General features: G+C 52.5%; 10 protein-coding genes. 7 read left to right on the forward strand and 3 right to left on the reverse strand.

What is annotated here, in order from left to right; translation table 11 throughout:
• The first annotated feature begins 9 nt into the window (after positions 1–9).
• Entirely contained in the window at positions 10–1317 is a 1308-nt protein-coding gene (locus tag AC6I8T_RS24905) for a FliI/YscN family ATPase (RefSeq protein WP_497834710.1), read from the forward strand.
• Complete coding sequence (locus AC6I8T_RS24910) at positions 1295–1702, forward strand: hypothetical protein (RefSeq protein ID WP_497834711.1); 408 nt, start codon at positions 1295–1297, stop codon at positions 1700–1702. Before AC6I8T_RS24905 ends, AC6I8T_RS24910 begins: the two co-directional genes overlap by 23 nt.
• Positions 1703–1905: 203 nt before the next feature.
• Here the strand turns inward: AC6I8T_RS24910 and AC6I8T_RS24915 are convergent, their stop codons facing one another.
• A complete protein-coding gene (locus AC6I8T_RS24915; protein WP_497834712.1) occupies positions 1906–4350 on the reverse strand; it encodes a hypothetical protein in 2445 nt (814 codons plus the stop codon).
• 628 nt (positions 4351–4978) lie between these two features.
• Here AC6I8T_RS24915 and AC6I8T_RS24920 point away from each other — a divergent pair.
• From AC6I8T_RS24920 to AC6I8T_RS24940, 5 genes are all read left to right on the forward strand, one after another.
• A complete protein-coding gene (locus AC6I8T_RS24920) occupies positions 4979–9766 on the forward strand; it encodes a YadA-like family protein (RefSeq protein WP_497834713.1) in 4788 nt (1595 codons plus the stop codon).
• Positions 9767–9770: 4 nt separating this feature from the next.
• The gene (locus AC6I8T_RS24925) at positions 9771–10538 is read left to right on the forward strand and encodes a hypothetical protein (RefSeq protein WP_497834714.1); all 768 of its coding nucleotides are present in this window, start codon (positions 9771–9773) and stop codon (positions 10536–10538) included.
• A 7-nt stretch (positions 10539–10545) separates the two neighbouring features.
• Positions 10546–11334, forward strand: coding sequence for a DsbA family protein (locus AC6I8T_RS24930; RefSeq protein WP_497834715.1), 789 nt, complete (start codon positions 10546–10548; stop codon positions 11332–11334).
• A 205-nt stretch (positions 11335–11539) separates the two neighbouring features.
• A complete protein-coding gene (locus tag AC6I8T_RS24935) occupies positions 11540–12322 on the forward strand; it encodes a hypothetical protein (RefSeq protein WP_497834716.1) in 783 nt (260 codons plus the stop codon).
• Between the two features lie 104 nt (positions 12323–12426).
• Positions 12427–18318 (forward strand): SET domain-containing protein, encoded by a 5892-nt coding sequence (locus AC6I8T_RS24940; protein WP_497834717.1) that lies wholly within the window; start codon positions 12427–12429, stop codon positions 18316–18318.
• Between the two features lie 32 nt (positions 18319–18350).
• On the opposite strand, the gene AC6I8T_RS24945 is transcribed toward AC6I8T_RS24940, so the two are convergent.
• Positions 18351–19643: an ABC transporter ATP-binding protein gene (locus AC6I8T_RS24945; protein WP_497834718.1), complete on the reverse strand. Its 1293-nt coding sequence runs from the start codon at positions 19641–19643 to the stop codon at positions 18351–18353.
• Positions 19643–21355 (reverse strand): ABC transporter permease, encoded by a 1713-nt coding sequence (locus tag AC6I8T_RS24950; protein WP_497834719.1) that lies wholly within the window; start codon positions 21353–21355, stop codon positions 19643–19645. Before AC6I8T_RS24950 ends, AC6I8T_RS24945 begins: the two co-directional genes overlap by 1 nt.
• Positions 21356–21615: the final 260 nt, after the last annotated feature.

Genomic DNA, 21615 nt, shown 5'->3' on the forward strand with positions numbered 1-21615 from the left:
GCCGTCACCATGCTTAACTTTATTGAGCATTATGCCCGCCCGCTGAAAGTGCTTGGGGGCATTATGGAAGTGCCACTGCCACACGTCAGGCTGGGCGAGATTTGCCTGATTCATGCCGATGCCCGCGCGGAAACATGGCGACGTGGCCAGGTGATTGGTTTTAAACCTGGCTGCGCCATTGTAAGTTTGTTCGACGATGGGCAAGGGCTGAACGGGCGCTCTCAGGTGTTTCCAACCGGACGCCCATTATGTGTTGAGGTTAGCGAGAAAAGCCTTGGCGGCATTTATAATGGTGTCGGTGAACTCTGCGCCCGCATGGTGGCAGACAAGCCAGTCACTCAGCCGCGCTTCTCCCCGCAACTACGCACAGTTGAAAGTCAGGTTGTGGACCCGCTGCGACGCAGGCCGATTAATCAGCCCTTTTTCACCGGCGTGCGGGCAATAGATGGCCTGATGACCTGTAGTAAAGGCCAACGTGTCGGTATTTTTGCGCCTGCGGGTGCCGGGAAATCATCGCTACTTCAGGCGCTGTTGCAGCGCGACAGCGCTGAAATCATTGTTATTGCATTGATTGGAGAACGTGGCCGCGAAGTACAGGATTTTATCCAGCATGGGTTGCATCCCCAGCAGCGCGCAAAAACGGTGTTGGTGTACGCCACCTCCGATGCCCCGCCAATAGAAAGGAAAAACGCCGCGCTGGTGGCGATGACCATTGCCGAATATTTCCGTGATGCCGGCTGCGAAGTGCTGCTGTTAATGGACTCGATCACTCGCTATGCACGCGCTCTGCGCGAAGTCGGATTTGCCGCCGGGGAACCTGCGGCATCCTCCGGGTTTCCCGCCTCGGTTTTTGCCGAATTGCCTCGTTTGCTGGAACGCGCCGGTTGTGGCAAAGATCATGGCATGATCACAGCCTTCTTTACTATTTTGCTCGAATCACAACACGGGCATGATGCCATCGGTGAGGAGGTTCGTTCGATACTTGATGGCCATATCTACCTTTCCAGCAAACTTGCCGCCGCCAACCACTACCCTGCCATTGATGTTCTGAACAGCCTGAGTCGCCTGTTTTCCCGTATTACCTCACCGCAACAACAGGAAATTGCGGGCATAATCCGCCGCGCATTACAACGGCTGGATGAAGTGCAACTGCTGCTGGAGTTAGGGGAATACCAAACCGGTCATGATGATTTCACCGATAAAGTGATTGAGCAGAAAGCCAAACTCATGGGCTTCCTCCAGCAGGCCTCTGCTGAAAGTGAAGCGCCGGAAACTACTCTGGAGAAAATGCTACATGTCGCACACGCTTTTTTCTAAGCTCGGCGAACTCAACCGCCGTCGTAAAATACAATGTCTGGCCAAACTTGAGGAGACACAAAAAAACATCGCCCGGCTTGAAACCCAGATTGCTGAAAATGAACAGGTGCGTAAGCAGGCGTCGCTCAGTATTGATCAGGCCATGCTGCATCTCACACTGCAACAGGTGGTCGTGACCCAGGAAGTCTATGATGTCCGTCTGCTGGAGGCGGCCATGCGACGTAATATCCTGCAACTGGAGACCGAAGCCGAACAGTATCAGAAGGAGAAAGCACGTCACCAATCCGATGCCGAGGATTTACGTAAAGTGGTACGCTATTTTGGTATCAAGGAAGAGAAAATGGCGCGGGGTGAGACACGGCTCAAGCGGTCTGAACATCGGTGATGGTAGGTATGAATGATTGCCCGGTAGGCGGCAAAACTAACCGCCGTCCGGGTTCAGAATTGCGCGGCAGGAAGAGGGCTATTTATTATGTTTATCCCGGAACAGTTTCGCCAAAAGCTTTATCTGATCCGTTTTTTTAATCTGCGAGGATTAAAAATATGCGTCTGGCAGCGCGATAAATCGTTCTGCTACACCGGGCATGATTACTCCCCACCTAACATGCGGTCCCTTTTTTTCCTTCTGTCACCCGCGGGAATATCTTTGGGATGAATCACTTTTGCCAGCCCCGTCGTCAGATCTGAAACCGAGTCCGGGTTATACAGCTCCATATTTATTCTTAACACCTCATTATTCTCATAGGTTTCCCAGGCCTCATCCAAATTGCTGGCTTTCATACTTCGCATAAAACTCTCGCCGCCATCGTCATAGGTCACGCCACTGCGCTCCTCCCTGGTGATGCTCTTATGAATATTCTCTCCACGACCTCGTGGGCGGTACATCCCATCTGTCGCTGTCCTGAAAGGGCGTTTCAAATCGAGAATACTGTGATGACCCAGCTCATGCTTAAAAACATGCTCAATCGCCTTTTTTCCTTCTTTAAGGGCCTCATCATAAATAACGATTTTATTATATTCTGGAATGTAGCTGCCATCATATCGCCCTCTTACACCTGGCAAATTATTAAGCGTCATGATGCTGTACTCGCTACGACGAAGCCATAAGATCCCAGATTGTAGCGCCATCAGGTTATTCTTTACTTCATTAATTAATTTTGGGGTGATAGACGATTCGGCAATAGCAAAATGTTCGCTGATCACTTTTCTCACCTGTGAATTATGAGGTTTGGCAATCGCCTCCAGCGCAAACTTAATCTCTTGCTCTGCACCTTTTATTCCCCGCATCACTTTGACATATTTGTCATAATTAACCGAGCGCAACTCGGTGAAACCATCAGCCTCGAAAATATAATCTATCCCCTGGAATTTGATCATCTCACCTGCCTGGACCGGATAGCGCAGCCTGTCGCTTCGGTTCCTTCTTCTTAGCTCTTGTTTAATTACTGACTTTTTTAAGCGATTATCAAGACGTTTAAAATAGCTCGATGTCAAACGATGCGGCTGAAAATTAACTATTTTTGTTTCCCATGTAAAGGTGTTTTTATTATAGGTGACGGGATAGTCCAGTCCATCGCCGGTTTTCACGACATAGGATTTGATGTCGTTATTGTATTCGATTTTATAGACACCATAATTCCCCCTGATATATTGTTCACCTTCAATGGTTGCGATACCGGTAATCATATCGGGTTTAGCCAACTCCAGCGTATGCGCCGAGGCAGCAGAAGCCAGTCGATGCTCCCACTGAATATCCGTGGTATCCGGTTTATTTTTGCTACTGCGCATGCCGAATACCACGCGCCATTCAGTTGAACTTCCTGCTACACGCTCAACAGGAATGGTAGCCTGTTCTTCAGTGTTAATAATAAAAGCATTGTCCGGGTGCCCCTTGAGAAACTCAACTGGATAATAATTCTTTTTCAACTTGATAAAGTCCTGGTTATCCATTGAACTGTATAAACCGTTATCTCGTTCAATAAACATCTCTTTTTTACTGGCACGATAGTTTCTTAATGGGATCTTCCATTCACCTTCTTCGGGAGGCCGGGCATCCTGATTTATGTTTTTATACCAGCTCACCGGCAAGGTGTGCGATTTGCCGTTATGGTCAGTGACGCTGAGGGTGCCGGTTTTTGCGCCCTTCTGTGGCTTCGCCTGCGTGGTGTGAAACGTCTCCTGACTGAAATAGCTTTTCAGCACATGGACATCGTTCAACAGCCCGGTTAATTCATCCGCCGTCGGCAGTGCATCGCGCTTTGTCATTAGCTCTGTTAATTTGAAAGGGAAACGGGTTAAATTAACGTCAGGAATCAACGCAGTGATATCATCAATAATGCCAGCGATCTGGTTCAATAAACTCCGGGTATCCCGATTAACTTCCTTATAACTTATGATGCTATAAATATCGCTACCCATATCCATCAGGGATTGGAAGGGGTGTGCCCCACCTTTACCTATGCTGATAAGTGCATCGTTTAAGGAGTCAATTTTTTTTATTACAAAACGCGGCAGTTCGACTTTTTTTACATCATCGGTTTGAATGGGCATTGTCGTCGTGGTGTCTGCTGGCATTGAACGCAACGGGACCGATCTGACTGGTCGTGGCCGTAACGACGCTGACGTATGTAATGCCAGTATCTGGTCAGCGGAAGTGGCCGGAGCCGAACGACGTTCGGGTTTAGCGGCCTTTTCACCTGCACTCTGTCTTGCTATTTCACTTTTCACAGCGCTGACGACGTTATTCTGATGAGAGCGGGCGCCAAGCATCTGAATATTATTTTCTAACCTGCGCTTTTCTGCATTCCCCACGGATGTGGCATAAGTCTCACCCATAATTATCATCGTGGTAGCAACATGAACAATCGCTTTGGCGAGTAAATGCTTCGCGACATTTCCCGAATGTAAACCGCGTTGATGAGCCAGTGCCTTTAGAAAATCATCATGCTTTTTTTGACTTCCTTGTTTTTTATCGAGTTTCAAATGATGCTGCCCAGAAGTGTAGGTGAAATACCTGGCAGAAATGTAAGGCATGGGTTGGCTTTACTCCTGGAGTGTATAAATTTTCGTTTTGCGCCGTATGCAATATTAAGCGAGGCCGCGATCTTTTAACGTGTCTACATTTTCCGTCGTAATGATGCCGCAAAACCATTGCAGAATAACGTGCCACATGAGGATTGCAATGTCTTTCACAAAGAAATGATAAAATAAATTAACGAAATCTAAAAACCACTTCACCTGAAAAATTACCAATACGCTTAAGATTCGGTTTTAAAACCTCATGTCAATGTTATACCCCTCCGTTTTTAAGTGCATATTCACGGCTCGCTTTCTTTGCGCAAATGCATTTTATTTCATGTTTTTTACCTTTAATTCCATTTAAGCGACACGCATCACAAAACGACATGGAAAAACACCACCTTGCATAAGACAACAATCATTAATTATTTTAAATTCCCCCTCCGCTACGTTTAAAATATTTTCACTCCTGTATGGCATCAATTCACACCAGGACACATAATTAACGCAACAATACATGCCAATTGCACAACAACTAACATTCCCCTTCCTGCTCCCCTGTTAGCAATCGACAGCAGGTATAAGGTTGACTTTATAAGTAAGCGGATTACCCGGCATCCGATTATTTACGTGGGTAAAAACCATGAACAAGATCTATAAATGCGTGTGGAGCATGGCACGACAATGTTGGGTGGTTGTAGGTGAGTTAGTGAAAAATAACTGCCTGATAAATCTTGCTATAAACTCTTCACCGATAGCCCCATCCCTGTTGTTGTTAACACTTTTTCTTGTTATTGCAGGAGGCTCACAGGCGGGCGTATTAGATGAAGGGACATATACACCTACGACCCTGAACCCCACTCAGTTCGTCGCTTATGGCCCAAAAGCTATTGTACAAGCTCAGGGAGGGCTGGCGATCGGGAGTAACGGTTCCTTTGGTGGAATCACTCTGGCAAGCGGCACAGATGCTATGGCAATCGGTAATGGAGCAACTGCCAGTGGCAGTTATAGTATTGCCTTCGGCCACTCGAGCGCTACCCAAGCAGGAAGTATTTCAATAGGAGATGCAAGTAATTCAACGGGAACGAACTCTATAGCGATAGGCACCACATCCAATGTCAGCGCCAATAACAGTTTGGCACTGGGTGATGGATCTACAAACACCCGTGCTTACACCGTTTCCATCGGTTCTGCGACTCAACAACGTCAACTGACCAATCTTGCCGCAGGGACAGCGACGACCGATGCCGTCAACATCAGCCAGTTATCCTCGGTTTTGACCGCGCTGGGTGGCGGCACCGGGACAACCAATGGTTCAGTTAATGCTTCAACCGGTGTGGTAACAACGCCAACCTACAACCTCTCCGGCAGCAATTACCCCCAGGTAGGCAGTGCACTGGTGGCTCTTGATACTGGAGTAGCAGGGCCGGTTAAGGTAACGGGAAGCAGCATCACCGTCGGTGCCTCGGCAGGCACCACGACGGTATCTTTTGCCGGCTCTGCTGGAAATCGCCAGTTGCTCGGTGTTGCCAACGGCAGCGTAGCCTCGGGCAGCACCCAAGCCGTAAATGGCGGTCAGTTGTTCAGTACCAGTCAAAGTATCGCCACCGCATTTGGCGGTAGCGCGACGGTCGGCGCAAATGGTGTTATTTCCGGGCTATCGTATAACTTACCCAATACCATCGGTGGGCCTTTTACCAACGTCGGCAGTGCCCTCAGCGCGCTGGATACCGGGCTGGGCACGACTAACAGCAGCCTCAGTAGCCTCACCACAACGGTCAACAATACCATCGCCAATGGTACTCGTTATTTCCACGCCAACTCGACCAGTACCGACTCCACCGCCTTGGGTACCAATGCTGTTGCCATTGGCGCGGCCGCCAGCGCAGCCAATAATAATTCGGTGGCACTGGGAGCCAATGCCACCACCGCTGCGGTGGTGGCGACACAGCAGGCAAATATTGCTGGCACCGTTTACAACTTCGCCGGGGTGAATCCCGGCAGTACCGTCAGCATCGGCGCGGCAGGCAGCGAACGTACCCTGACCAATCTCGCCGCCGGACGGCTCAGCGCCTCCAGCACCGACGCGGTTAACGGTTCCCAGCTGTTTGCCAGCAACGAGGCGATTAACACCCTCTCCGACACCATAACATCGGGTGAGATCGGCCTCGTCCAGCAGGCTGGTTCCGGTGAACCCATCACCGTCGGCGCATCCACGAACGGCGGTGAGGTTAACTTTACCGGTACCGATGGCGACCGCGTCATGAGCGGCGTCGCCCCCGGTACGGTGGCACAGAACAGCAACGAAGCGGTGAACGGCGGCCAGTTGTACAACACCGCACACACCGCCGCCGCCGCGCTGGGAGGGGGAGTGACCGTGGGAGGGGACGGCAGTCTCTCCACGCCGGCCTACCCCCTGAGTACGACCGGTACGACTTACAACAACGTTGGCAGCGCCCTCAGCGCGCTGGACTCCGGACTCGGCACCACCAACAGCAACCTCAACAACCTCGGTACCACGGTGAATAACCTCACCACCGGCGGCACCCGTTATTTCCACGCTAACTCCGGCGCGGCGGGCACCGACTCCAGCGCTTCCGGTACCGATGCCGTTGCTATCGGCGCAGCCGCCTCGGCGGGAAACGCGGGGGATGTGGCACTCGGGGCAAATTCTGTCACTGCCGCTGCCGTGGCAACACCCTCCACCCTTATCGCCGGGGTGAACCATACTTTCGCCGGTGCGGCACCGGCCAGCACCGTCAGCATCGGCGCGGCAGGCAGTGAGCGCACCCTGACCAACGTCGCTGCCGGACGCCTCAGCGCCTCCAGCACCGACGCGGTTAACGGCTCTCAGCTGTTTGCCAGCAACCAGGCGATCGACTCGCTGTCCAGCTCCATCAACAACGGCGGCATCGGTCTGGTACAGCAGCCCGACCCCAATGATCTGATCACCGTCGGCGCCCAGACCGGCGGCAACAGCGTGTCCTTTGCCGGTAACAGCGGCGCGCGCACCCTGCTGGGCGTGGCTTCCGGTGAGGTGAATGAAACCAGCACCCAGGCAATCAACGGTTCTCAGCTGTATGCCGCCAGCCAGAGTGTCGCCACTGCGCTTGGTGGCGGGGCGTCCGTGGACACGGATGGCAGCGTCACCGCTCCGTTATACACCTTACCCAACAGCGGCGGAGGCAGTTATAACACCGTCGGTAATGCGCTTAGCGCGCTGGATAACGGTATCGGCACGGTGAACAATAACATCACCAATCTGGCAAATACCGGCACCCGCTATTTCCACGCCAATTCCGGCGCGGCAGGTACCGACTCAGTCGCTACCGGTAACAATGCGGTGGCAATCGGTGCCGGGGCTGTAGCCAATAGCGAGGGTGACGTGGCGATCGGTACAGGATCCATTACCGGCCCCCTTGTGGGAACCTCTTCCGCCACCATCGCGAACCAGCATTTTAACTTTGCCGGAGATGTTCCCTCCAGCAACCTCAGCGTCGGCTCGGCAGCAATCAAACGTACCATTACCAACGTCGCCGCCGGACGCCTTAGCGACGCCAGCACCGATGCCGTCAACGGATCCCAACTTTTTGCCAGCAATCTGGCGATTGACAGTATCGCCAATACCCTCAACTCCGGTGACATCGGCCTGGTGCAGCAAGATTCAGATACCGACCCCATCACGGTCGGCAAGGACACTGCCGGTACCCAGGTTGACTTTACTGGCAGCGCAGGCAGCCGCCAGTTGATTGGCGTCGCGAATGGCACGGTGGCTGCGGGGAGCACCCAGGCGATCAACGGCAGCCAGCTGTTCGCGTCCAGCCAAAGCATTGCTGCCGCCCTCGGCGGCGGGGCGACGGTAGCCGCGAACGGCAGCGTGAACGCACCCACCTACTCTCTGACCAGCACCACCACCGATTACCATAATGTCGGCGATGCGCTGCTGGCACTGGATTCCAACATCGCTTCCGGCAATGCCGGGTTGGTACTTCAGCCTGATCCGAATGGCCTGATTACCGTGGCAGCCCACACCGGCGGCGATAGCGTCTCTTTTGCCGGTAACAACGGCGCACGTACGCTGCTCGGCGTGGGCGTTGGTGAAGTGAATGCCACCAGCACCCAGGCGATTAATGGCTCCCAACTCTATGCGGCGAACCAGAATCTCGCCAGTGCGTTGGGCGGCGGCTCCGCAGTGGATGGTAATGGTAATCTGGTGCAGCCCGGCTACAACATTCAGGGTAGCGTGAGGAATAATGTCGGCGACGCCCTTAGCGCACTCGACACCGCCACCACCAGCAACACATCCAATATTAGTAACCTGATAAATAACGTGAATACCGGTGCGCTGGGGCTGGTTCGTCAGGCATCTGGCAGCAGCACTGTGACCGTTGCCGCCGCAACCGGCGGGTCAGAAGTGAATATTGCCGGTACGGAGGGTAGCCGCCGTCTGACCGGCGTGGCAAACGGTGCGGTGACGGCCAGCAGCAACGAAGCGGTGAACGGCAGCCAACTGTTTGCCACCAATCAGCAGGTGTCACAAAATACCAACAATATCAGTGATATCTATCAAAGCATCAATAACCTGGGCGACAGCCTGGTAAAACAAGAGCCGAACCAGGGTACGGTCAATGTGGCCAGCGAGACCGGCGGCCATACCGTGGATATTACCGGCGATGCGGGCACGCGTACCCTGACCGGGCTCAGCGATGGCGTGGCGGATGATGATGCGGTGACGGTACGGCAAATCAAAGCGTTACAAATTGAGCCACGTAATATCGATCAACTGGCGGTTAATGCTTCAGGCATCGCCACCGCCAGTGGCAGCAACGCAGCCGCTGTCGGCAGCAACGCACGCAGTACCGGCGTCAATAGCACCGCGCTGGGCAACGATACCCTCGCCAGCGGGGCCAACAGCACCGTGGCCGGCAACGGCGCGATCGCTTCGGGGGATAACAGCGCCGCGTTCGGTGCGTTCAGCAGCGTCACCGCCAGTAATTCGGTTGCGCTAGGCGCAAACTCGGTTGCCAGTGAAGCCAACACCGTGTCGGTGGGCGCACCGGGCAATGAACGCCGCATCACCAATGTCGCCGCCGGGGTGAACGACACCGACGCCGTCAACGTTTACCAGTTGAATCAGGTGCAGGCAGCCAATAACCAATCATTCCGTAACATCAATAACCGCGTCGACAAGCTGGATGACAAACTGACGGCGGGTGTCGCGTCAGCCATGGCGATGGCCGGGCTACCACAAGCCTGGGAACCGGCTTCCAGCCTGGTCAGCGTGGCGGTGAGCGGTTATGAAGACAAATCAGCTATCGCCGTCGGAGTTTCGGCGATTTCCGGTAACGGCAGATGGATCACCAAATTACAGGGTTCAGGCAACAATGAGAGCGATTTCGGTGTTTCACTGGGTGTCGGCTATCAATGGTAACGCCATGAGAAAATGGTTATATCCCGGGGTCCTTGCCCTGCCCCTGATGCTACAGGGGAGTGTCAGTCAGGCAGCGGGCGCAGAGGCGCATAATGTTGAGATCTCTGCCCTGCCCGTCATTCAGCAAATGATCAGCTCGCTGGTGCCGTTATTCGATGGCAAACGCAATAAGGTGATTATGGATCAAGTCTGCCTGTATGCGAGCGGTCAGCAAAGTCAGGCGCAGCTCGACGCCTTCTTCACCAACAAAGGCATCCAGGTGGCACAACTGGCACCCAACGACAGCGGATTTCGCTTCCTCGCCACCGCCAGCCAGCAGTCGCTGATCACCGCCTGTGCTGCCTTTGTCGCCTCAACGTTTTTTACCGAAGGGGCATTGGTGGAGGGCGCCGGAATTCAGGCCAACGACCCTCAACTCAGTGACAAACTGCTGCGTTTGACCCCACTGGCATTGGTGACAGTCAATGCGCTGGCGGGTTTGCTGGCCGCGCATCAGGGCGAGGTATTCGGGAACCTCGACAGTTACCAAAAGGTATTGCGACAGGATTTTGAACGTCAGGCAGCGGGTTTTGTCAGTCAGACGTTCAAAGGCAATTTCGTGCTGAGTGATTATGTCGCCAACGGCAGGGCCAACGGCTTCTATTATACCTTTGCCTACGGTAACGCCCGGTTGAACCTGTATGACGACGTGTGGCTGGGCGACGGGAAAGTCATGGGGACACGTTATGTGGTGTATCTCAAAACCAACGCACCCACAGCGGCAAAGAAATAAAGGGCGGGTGGCTGCGCTGATCATCTTCGCTGTGCTGGGGCTGTTACCCGCCGTCGCCAGCAATAAGCCTACTTTTAGCCCAGAGCAGCAAGAGCAAATTGGCAAGATCGTCCGTGAATATCTGCTCGCCCACCCTGAAATCCTCGATCAGCTTGCACGCAAGTGGCAGGCGCAACAGATGCAACGTGAAAATGACCAAATCTCTGACCTGACACGCCGGGTGATTACACAACGAAAGGCATTACTGGAAAACAGCAGCGCCCCCCATACTGGCCCGGATGGCGCGGCCGTCATAGTGATAGCCTTTTACGATTATCGCTGCCTGCCCTGCGGAAAGATGGACGCAGTCATCGCGCAAATGATGCACGATTTCCCACAGGTCCGTTTTGTCTTTCGTGACTGGCCGATGGCCGGTGCTGGCTGGTCCGTGTCAGAGACGGCCTCAGCAATCGCTGTGGCGTTGTGGCAACAACAGGGGGACGCGGTATGGCAGCAGTATCATCTGACGTTGTTTAGCATGGCGCAACAGCAGGGCAAGGTCGAGGTGGAGGATATCGCACGGGTAGTGAAAGCAATGCACATCGCCGTGCCGGAGAAGCAGGCAATCACCCAGGCGCGACGCGTGTTGAGCAGCAGTGCCTTGCTGGCCAGGAGGCTACAACTGAGCAACTTGCCAACCGTCATCGTCATGCCCGTGCAGGGTGCGACAATGCATAATACCTCGGTATTTATTCGCGCGGTGTCAGCATCCGAATTACAGGCAGCGATTGTCAGAGGATTACGGAAAGGGAAATAAAGCGATATCCGGTTCGTATTTCAACGCATACCTGGTTCGCAGCATTAATAACACTTTAGAATTAAAATTCAGAGAAAATTCAGGAAATTTACCCCTCATGTGTCGTAGGGTTGATGGCGAAAAAATATATTCTGCTGATTTATCTGCCGAATATAAAACTGTCCCATTCCTCTCAGCCGAATCTCGCTTAACTCAGGAGTCTCTGATGCCCAATATGCTCACAACCACCCAGCCACTCGCTGTAAATCACGCTCTCTCTTTTACACTGTTTAACCAAAGCCCTACCCCTCATCTCATGCCAACTACCGGTGTGAACAATGTTTCTATGATTATGCAATCCATCCATGCCCTGCCAAAGTCTGTTTCTCAACTTAATGACAAATCGGGTGCAGCTATTCGTGCCGGAATAGAAAATCAGCAGAACAACGAAAAGAGAGAACAGAAACGTCGCTGTAGGGAACTGTTGAAAAATAAAGAGAATTATGCGCAGCAGTCAGAGAAGAACAGGGTATCCAGTGAGGATCGCGCGCAGAACATCCAGACGTTAAACAGTTCGAATGCCATTATTAAGGAAACATGTGAACATGCTTATAATGTAACGTTAGAGATTGAAAATAGCGATACGCCGCTGGCAGCGGTGATTGATACGAAAATACAGCGACAAAAAATTAAGGAAATCGACCATAAGGACAAAATGTTCCGTATAAGAAAAAAAATAGTTCAAAGTCATAACAAGATGGCCAGGGAAGTTAACTCTTCAGGCGTCTCGCCATATAAGTTTACTCTGTTAAAAAAAATGGACTTCGAGGCGATCCCGCGCTCTGTCGAAAGTGACCAAAAAAAATGCGCACAAAACCGGATGGTATCCGAAAATATAAAAGCAACGGCGTATTACAGATTTAAAGATGCTGGTCAGTCGGTGACCAGACAATGTGATTATCTTGCTCCGGTCGATACAGAAATCTTGAGAATATCCCGTACGGTTTAGCCCGTAAAACACGATGCGAGGTCATGCTGATCTGCGTCGTGTTTTTTTGCATGGCACTGCGTCGGGCAGTGCACCTTCTCTCATTTCCAGGGCAAGGAGTGCCAATGGAACCCTTAACAACACTATCCACCTGGTGTGCTGCACCGGTGCGCATTGTCGGCGCTGCCTCATCGCAACTGACTGGTCAGATTGTTCGCCTGAAAAATAGTCTGGCTCTGCCTTGCCGGATACTGTTCGACCCCATGATCAGAACGCTACATGCCCTTAGCCTGCCTGTTTCCTTTCAGGACGCCAAAATACGCGTGCTTAATACCTCGCATGCGAGTTGCGTGGCGCTGCTGCAAACGGAACTGGCGGGTACGGCGGCCCCAATGTGTTATTCCGTGGCCCGGTTCGCGCGGTTACTACTTGGTCGGGAAGGTATCGACCCGCAATTTCCGCAGCATAATGGGCTACTGGTGCTGGTGGCAGAAACGCTCCCCTATATCAGTCGGGCAGCAGACGAGCGAATACAACAATGGCAACCCGTAGCCAACGCACCTGGTGCAACACCAACGTGGCAAAGTGATGACCACCATGACCCCGTGGAAGATGACCGTTTTATGAATTTTGACCCGCCAGCGGATATCTTCTTACCGGGCGCCCTGAAGCTCACCCCCTTTGCGGGGGACACATTGCGACTCAGCGGCAAACAAGAAATTTGTCTGCTTCTCAACACCTGCCCGCAAGACCTGCCGCTGGCGCTGAACGCCAACAACAGTACGCAGATTGCCCCCGGTGTGGAAGCCTTCCAGGTTGAAACCCATGAAGGTGATCTGTTGGTGTGGATCAGCAATGAGAATCCGTTAACAAAACGAGACACCGTTATCAGCTTAGACCCGCGAGAGCCCCGCACCCTCCTCCCCCAGGTGGTCTTGTTTGCCAAATCTTCCCGCCCGATCCCTATGCCCGGCACTGCGTCCCAGGAAATCTGTCCGATCCGGCCCGACCCCGTTAGTCATGTTGTGGTTCCTCCAGCCACCGCAGTCTCAGCCCCCGAGGTTTGGCCCGGTATCAACGTGCAGCAAATAGGTGCTGGGCTAACCGACGTATTGCATTCCATTGATCACACCGTTGTCACCTTTTTTAATCAACCGCTTAATCTGTTCGGCGTCATGGCCAGCGACACGCCGGAAACCGAGACGATCAGCCCGGAAGAAAAAGCAGCGATGCGAATGGCGCTGGAGCTCCAGCAGCAGAACAGACGTACCACCGCGACTACACCCGCCCCCGCTCAACCATCCCACAGGCTGACCTGGGAGAACGGTAAACTAAGCTTTGAGCAACATGCATCTGTAACGTTAAAAGACTACGCCTTGCCGCCAGGCGAGTTGCCGCTAAACGGCACGCAGGACAAGCCTCTGGCTTCGGCCACATCATCGGGCGTTTTCAATATCAAATTGAGAGGCGATGCGGGAAGCCGCCTTTACGCTGTCAGCTACCAACCGCTGGTGGTGAAAGTCATCCTGCCAATGGCACTGACGCAAGAAGGAGAGCCGCCGCTCGAGATCAGAAAAGAAAAGGACGGCCCTTTCCATCTGGCACCAGACGATCCTTTTTTTGCGCAGTTTTTAGCAAAACATTATGCCGCGACCGGCAGGATTACCGGCTCCACCTCCCGGAATGGAGACGGGCTGATTCGTAATGGCGATAACATATGGGCACCCGTGAACAGTATCGCGTATCCGGTACGGATGGAGAACGGTAAATACTACGCTGATGCGCATGCGCAGACACTGCCTGCGGTGATGACCGACGCAACCCGCCAGCGCTATAAACCGCTGAGATTGCCACCGTTAGAATTGGTACGTGAAGCAAATGGACAATGGCGCACCAACGCCACGCTTGAGCACCAGCAGGACTTAATCCGTTTGTTAGGGCAACGTAATAGCTATGGCGTAACGCCGCTGGCTGCCAGAGACACCCTGCCACCATCGACGCTGGTGATTGCGGGTTATAAAGTCCCCTTCGCACGCGATGTCCCCTGTTATCAGGTGGTGATGTGGCCAGCAATTACCGACCCGATGGGAGTGCGGGATCCGGTACCGGTGGTGTGGCGTGAGCAGCCGCAGGCGGTGACCAATAGAATTACCACGGAGACGTTACCCGGCCAGTATGTTGTGCTTTCTTCTTCAAACGATCTGGCGACACGACCGTCACTGACCGGCCGTGAGGAAATGGGCATCGTACTAAATTACTTCAGCAACATGATAACCAACCCGTTTGAAACAACCGCTATGACCATCCGTGCCGCCAGGGGTGATGCCAACGCGCAGGAAATTCTCGGTAACGCACTGATCACCGGCAACTGGCCACTGCCGCACACCGCACTCGGGTGGTTTGCCAAGGTGGCCGATATCACCTTGCAATTCGCCTTCGGCATGAGTCCTCCCCTCAGTGCCTTAACCAATGCCATGCACTTATCGATGATGTTGGGTGGGAAAGTGATGCTGAACCAACAGTTAACCAGGGAAGAGAGCAATGCTCTTGGCCAGTCGATCGCAGATATGCGTGCGTTAACCGAGGTACCGACCAACGCGCGTGGCAATGGTGCGCCAAAGCCACAAGGTATGGAAGATTTTCAGAGAGTGATGGAGCAGAACTTCATTGAAAAACAATTGAAGACCATGCCGGAAGAGGGTTTCCGTAATCTCTATGCGCACAGGCAAAGCACGGCGCTGTGGGTCAACGACGCGCAGATCGGACATCCCATCCCGGTACGACAATTTGCTGATTTGTATGCACGCAAAATGCCAGCAGGTTATGCGCCACAATACTTTCTTAGCGACGGTGGCAAGCTACGCCTTATGACTCCGACCGAAACCCGCCTTAATGCGCGTCTGCAAAAGGTGGTGCAGCCGCATGCGCCATCTAATCTCTATCGCGATATCAATGACGGTTGGTTGTACGTGAGGTTAACCGATGAGCAGGGTATCCGCATTGGGGACATCCAGGTGATCAAAAACGATGACTGGTATGAAGTGCCGAAGTTTGATGCCAGTACAGGAAAACCGCTGCTGCGGGTCGATCAAGGTTTCAAACTGGAGGGCACAAAATTGGTGCGATTATCGGTTTCCGAGCTGAACGAGCTTCAGCCCGATGCGAACCAACCCTATGAGAAGATCTACCTCAGCGACGAGAGTGATAGCCAGCTCACCACGGCGTATCTGCCGATGGGCAGTGCTGAGCAACGTCGCAGCGGCAGAAAAACCTGCCGTTTTCTTAAGCGAACCCGAGGTTTTATTCAGACTGAAAAATTGATTGGTCCCGATAGCCAAAGGTTCAGGCTGCCTGGTGGTGTCCGGGTAGCAAAAAAGCCGCGGGTCTTACCCCCCTCAGAGATCAATTGGCTCATTGCGCAAAACATTCCAGAAGGTAAAGGGCGCGCTGAAGCAGTACGGCAACTATTAGAACGCCCTTTACCCGAGGAAATGACGCGGGATAAGGTACTGAGCTATTTTGGTTTAAACGAAAAAGACATGATTAACGCTGCCAAAATGGCGGCCATACCCGATCTGCCCGACACCATCAAAGCGGAGCTGGCGATAAAGCTGCCATTGCTTGATAAGTTTGGCAAAGCGCGGTCAGCGGAAGATGTGGCGAAATTTACACTAAATGAAGAAAAGTATCTAAAGGATAACGGCATTAGCTATGGCAGTCTTGGCAAACATTATGGTTATTCCGCTCGCGTAATTGTTAATGCACGGGTAGCGGTAAACGGCCAACTACTTAAGTTGAAACCAGAAGATATAACCTGGCTCAACAGTAAATTGCCGAAGTCAGCTAAAGAGGATGAGACGGTTGACGCATTGGATGTTGCCACATTGGCATATAACGAAAAAGAGGAGTTGACAAAAAGGCATATTACCCGGCCAATGCTGGCGAAATATTATGGTTTTACCTATAGCAAGATGAAACAGACCATCGGTCTGGTAAAGCGGGAAAATGAATATAAAGATATTCTAAAAGAGATATTGCCATTAGAGGGCGCACATATTGATGATGTAGCAGAAATGTCATTCCAAAAAGGGGGCTTGCTGAGCGAGCATAAAATCGACGAGTCGATGCACGCGCGTTTCTATGGTTATGACCTGAAGACATTACAGGAAGCCAAACAACGTATCAGGCCCGATAAATATACCAGCTACGAGAAAAACTATTTTAACGACAAAATACCCTCTGCATATCGCCAGGAGTCGCTGGAAATGATCCAACATCAAATCCAGGAAAATTACTATCTGCCGGACTGGCCTGGTACGCCCTTTAGTATCCTGGGAAATTATTACCATAAAGCAACCTTCAAATTGCAGGCCGCGCTGGAACCCACTGATTTATCACTCGACTCGGTGCAGAACGCGGTGCTGGATGGCTTAGTTAAGCAGGAGACGGCGTATGGCAATCCTGCGCCAGCCGCCCCGATGACAACGCTAAGAGCAGCGAAGATTTATCACAACAACCAGCGTATCCTGAATGATAACCATATTTTCCAGCGACATCTGGTGCATAAGTATAATCTCGACCCGTACCAGTTTGGTCATGATCTGCTTTGGCAGCAGACAACACCGCTGAATAGCGAACAACGGCAATTTCTTGCACAGTTTGTCATTAACGCGAACCCACAATCGCTGGCGAAGTTTTACCTCGACAGGTTCGAAAAACCAGAATGGCCGAATATCAGCGTGGCGCAGTTAGCCAGAGAAAAAAATGTCTTGCTGGCCGACGTAACAGACGCCATTTTGCTGGGAGAAACCCCCGGCATGAATAAGGTGCAAAGCGATTATCTCAACCCTCTTTTGCTGGAAAATGCTGACATGACCGAGAAGGATGTTGCCAAATTTTATCTGGAAAAACGTGACCTGCCGGAGTGGCCGAAGATCAGCCTGAAACAGCTGGCTGTGCGCCAAAAACTAAACTATGGCAATCTTCACAAAGAAAAAATGCGCCTTACCGGCAAAATGACACCAGAGCAGGTCGAACGCGTTCGCGAGCTTCCGAATGATGACACTCTCACCGCAAATAAAGTGGCCATGTTATATCGCAATAATAAAGACCAACCGGATTGGCTCGATATTACGCCACCCCAACTGGCGCAGTATTATGGTGTCGACCCTGTCGATCTTACTATCGCGATTGAGGCACTGGCGGTGAAGTCTGAAAGCATACCGACCGGTAAGGGGGCAATAAATCTTCTGGTTTTGGATGAAGAGGGTCAAATAACGGCAGAACTGACTTCGCCGGATGGCGGCAGGAACATAGACAATAATCTGCCAATTATTCGTGATCCCAAAAATCCTCGCCAAAGCCTTACCATGAAGTGGCTGGGTATAACCAGCTACCGACAATTAAAAAACAAAAAAGTATGGTGGGGTGAACTCCATCGTCATTTCAACGACATGCCTTATAAACAAATGATTGAATTGAAAAAGATCATGAAGAGGGAAATGGATAGCATTATTATCAATGAAAATAACCAAGGTGATATTTTAGAGAACAATTTTGAAATCAGAAACATCTCCATTGAGAATACAGAAGGGGAAATTATTAATCTCGGACAAGGTGTTTTCTATCATGGCACAGATATATGGTCGAAATATAAAGTCGTGGGTGCCTATGCTGGGATTGGTGAAGACACACCAGAGCAAATTCAAGCATCGTTACGCCAGCTAGGATCCCACCGGCAAGCCTCTCATTCCTGGGATGTCGCCAAAAGCAAAGCAATTAATGGCTACTTGAGTGGAAATATCTTAACCAATATCAATACAGGTAAATTAGGTGACGCAGCATCCATTGGTGAAAACAATTTGGTCGCGGTGAAATACGATAATCAATTGATATTTTATTTCCCTGTCAAAGACATTTATCCTGATGACCAACTGCTGATTGATTATGGGAAAAGCTATCTTCAAGATAATCAAGTGAAAACAGAGCCAGTTGAAGCAGCGCCGCCCGAACGGTAGCCATGATAACCGCGGTTAAGTTAGTCGCTGGATTACCCCTCCACATCCTCCAGGCTAAACATCGCGGTTTGATCGTTATACGAGAAGATCTCGCCAAAACGCCCCCACTGGATAGCGGTATCCAGCGTTTGGCGGCCGGCATTATCGGAGAGATCTTTCTCCAGCACCTGTTCAAACCAGGCGCGCGTGACGCGGTGATCGGAACGTTCATCCAGTTCCGCTTTCATCAAGGCAATCAGAGGGATATACCGCAACGCCTGCTCGGCAAACACCATTTTACGGCGTTGCGTATCAGACTCCGCAAAGATACGTCCCTGCGGTGTAAGGAAAATGTCCCCCTCCTGCATTTCGACAAAACCGAGCGCCTGCAACGCTTCGGCTACCGGGAATAACTCATCCACCTCCAGCAGTTGGGCACGCGCAATGTCTGGCATATCCGCGCGGCCATGATAAGGCGCCTGCACCAGCGTCTCGATCAAGCCGGCCATCAGGTTGGTGGAGACGCGCGGCAGGCGACTACCAAGCGTAAGCCCTTTTCGATCCATACCGTGAGCCAGCCGGGCGGTCATCTTGCCATAGACGTTATCCACCAGACGGCGGAACTGCGGATCGAGGCGGTCACGCGGGTGGTTGAACGGCACCGCCACCTCGGCAATCACTTTACCGGGGTTGGAGGAGAGGATCAGAATGCGGTCGCACATAAACACCGCTTCTTCAATATTGTGCGTGACCAGCAGCACCGATTTGATCGGCATCTGACCGCTGCGCCACAGGGAGATAAGGTCACTGCGCAGGTTTTCTGCGGTTAATACGTCTAACGCCGAAAAAGGTTCATCCATCAGTAACAGCACCGGATTGACCACCAGCGCGCGAGCAATCCCCACGCGCTGACGCATGCCGCCCGACAACTCGCGCGGATAGGCATTTTCAAAACCATCAAGACCGATCAGGTCAATCGCCGCCAGTGCGCGTCGTCTGCGTTCGGCCGCAGCAATGCCCTGCGCTTCCAACCCCGCCTCCACGTTTTGCATCACCGTCAGCCACGGAAACAAGGCAAACGTCTGAAATACCATCGCGATGCCCTGCGCAGGTTCACGCAGCGGTGCTCCCTGATACTGCACTTCCCCTCCGGTTGGGCTAATCAACCCGGCGATGATGCGCAACAGGGTGGATTTGCCCGACCCCGAGCGCCCCAGCAAGCCCACCACTTCATTTTCATGCAGCGCGAGGTTGACCTGATCAAGAATCAACACCTGCCCCTGCGCCTTTGTAAACCCGTGGCTGACGTCACTCACCGATAAAAGATCAATGGGTTTCATCTTCATTATTCTCTCCCACTGCCTGCCACCCAATCATAGACAGGACGCCAGATCAGCCGATTGCTGAGCGTGACAAACAACGCCATCACCGCAATGCCGAGGATAATGCGTGGAAAGTCCCCCGCGGCTGTGGTCTGCGCAATCCAGGCTCCGATGCCATGCGCAGTCAGTTGCGTCTCGCCCCATTGCACATATTCGGCAACGATACTGGCGTTCCACGCACCACCAAACGCGGTAATTGCCCCCGTTACGTAAAACGGCAAAATGCCCGGCAGAATGACCTGCCGCCACCACTGCCAACCCCGAATATGAAAATTGCGTGCTGCTTCAAGGTAGTCATGGGGAAACGCGGTACAGCCAGCCACCACGTTGAACAGGATGTACCACTGGGTGCCAAGGACAATCAACGGCGACAGCCAGATATCCGGGTTAAGGTGGAAATGCACGATGACGATGACAAAAAAGGGAAACAGGAGATTGGCAGGGAAAGCGGCAAGAAATTGCAGCACCGGCTGGACTTTCTCGGCCAGCGACGGCCGCAGACCAATCATCACCCCCAGCGGCAGCCAGATCAGCGAGGAGAGCAGGATCATCAACACCACACGCAGCAGGGTGATCATCCCCAGCAGCAACACATGCCCCACTTCACGCAGCGTAAGGTCATCATGGATGTCATAGATGACGCGTGCCGTCACGGCAACGGTGAGGGCGATGACCAGCAGATTCCAGATAACATCTTTGCTGGCGGTCCGTGGTGGCTGATGCCGTGTCGATGAGGGTAAGCGCCACGAGACACGCGCCGCCGTCGCAAATATCCCACCTGCGCGTTGTAGCAAACGATGCACCAGCCGGGTGCGCCGCAGCAGATCAAGCACCCACGAGGAGGGTTGTATGGCGGCGCGGGTCGTGCCCATCTGAAACTTATCTGACCAGGCCACCAGTGGACGGAATAACAGCTGATCATAGATGAATATCACGACAATCATGGTCAGCAATACCCACCCCACGGCAGTGAGATTTTTCTGATCAATGGCCAGCGCCAGATACGATCCCAACCCCGGCAAACTAACCGAGGTGCTGCCGACAATGATCACCTCGGACGCCACAATAAAGAACCAGCCACCGGACATCGATACCATCATATTCCAGATCAATCCCGGCATGGCATAGGGGACTTCGAGTTTCCAGAAACGCTGCCAGGCCGTGAGCTGGAAACCGCGTGAAACCTCAACCAGATCGCGCGGGAGCGTGCGAAGCGATTGATAAAAGCTGAAGGTCATATTCCACGCCTGGCTGGTGAAGATGGCGAAGATTGCCGCCAGTTCCATCCCCAATATGCGGCCGGGAAACAGGGCGATAAAAAAGGCCACGGTAAAAGAGACATAACCCAGCACCGGGACTGATTGCAGAATATCTAAGGCAGGGATCAGAATTTTCTCCGCCCGTCGACTCTTGGCCGCCAGGGTGCCGTAGATTAAGGTGAAGACCAGCGACGCCAGCATCGCCACCAGCATGCGCAACGAGGTGCGCATGGCATATTCAGCCAGGTTAGCCGGATCTAAGGTTATCGGCTCGCTTGTGAGGGTGCTGACGGGTTGCAGGGTTTGATGAAAATCGAGAGCGAATAAGGCGATAAGGCAAAGGATAAGCGGAAACGCAAGCACATCCCAGCGGTTGGGCCGTCGCCACCCGGAGCTTTGATTAACACGCAGAGTCATTTTTCACTCACTTTGCAGGCAAGATGCCAACCGTAACGGCGCAATTTATGCCAGAACGGAAATCCACGTCACAGAATAGTTTTAATGTAGATGACGGCAAAGCGTTGTGGTTAGGTTGGCGGAGGAATTATTTGTTCACAGATGGCAGGTTTGTTTCGAGCATGCCATCGTTGGATAAAACCCGCGCGATAAATCGAGCCGCTACAATGCGAAGGATGACAGGCAAAAAAAAACCCTCTCCACTTCCACATAGAGAGGGT

The organism is Pantoea sp. X-Soil-OKNW-556, assembly GCF_059730695.1.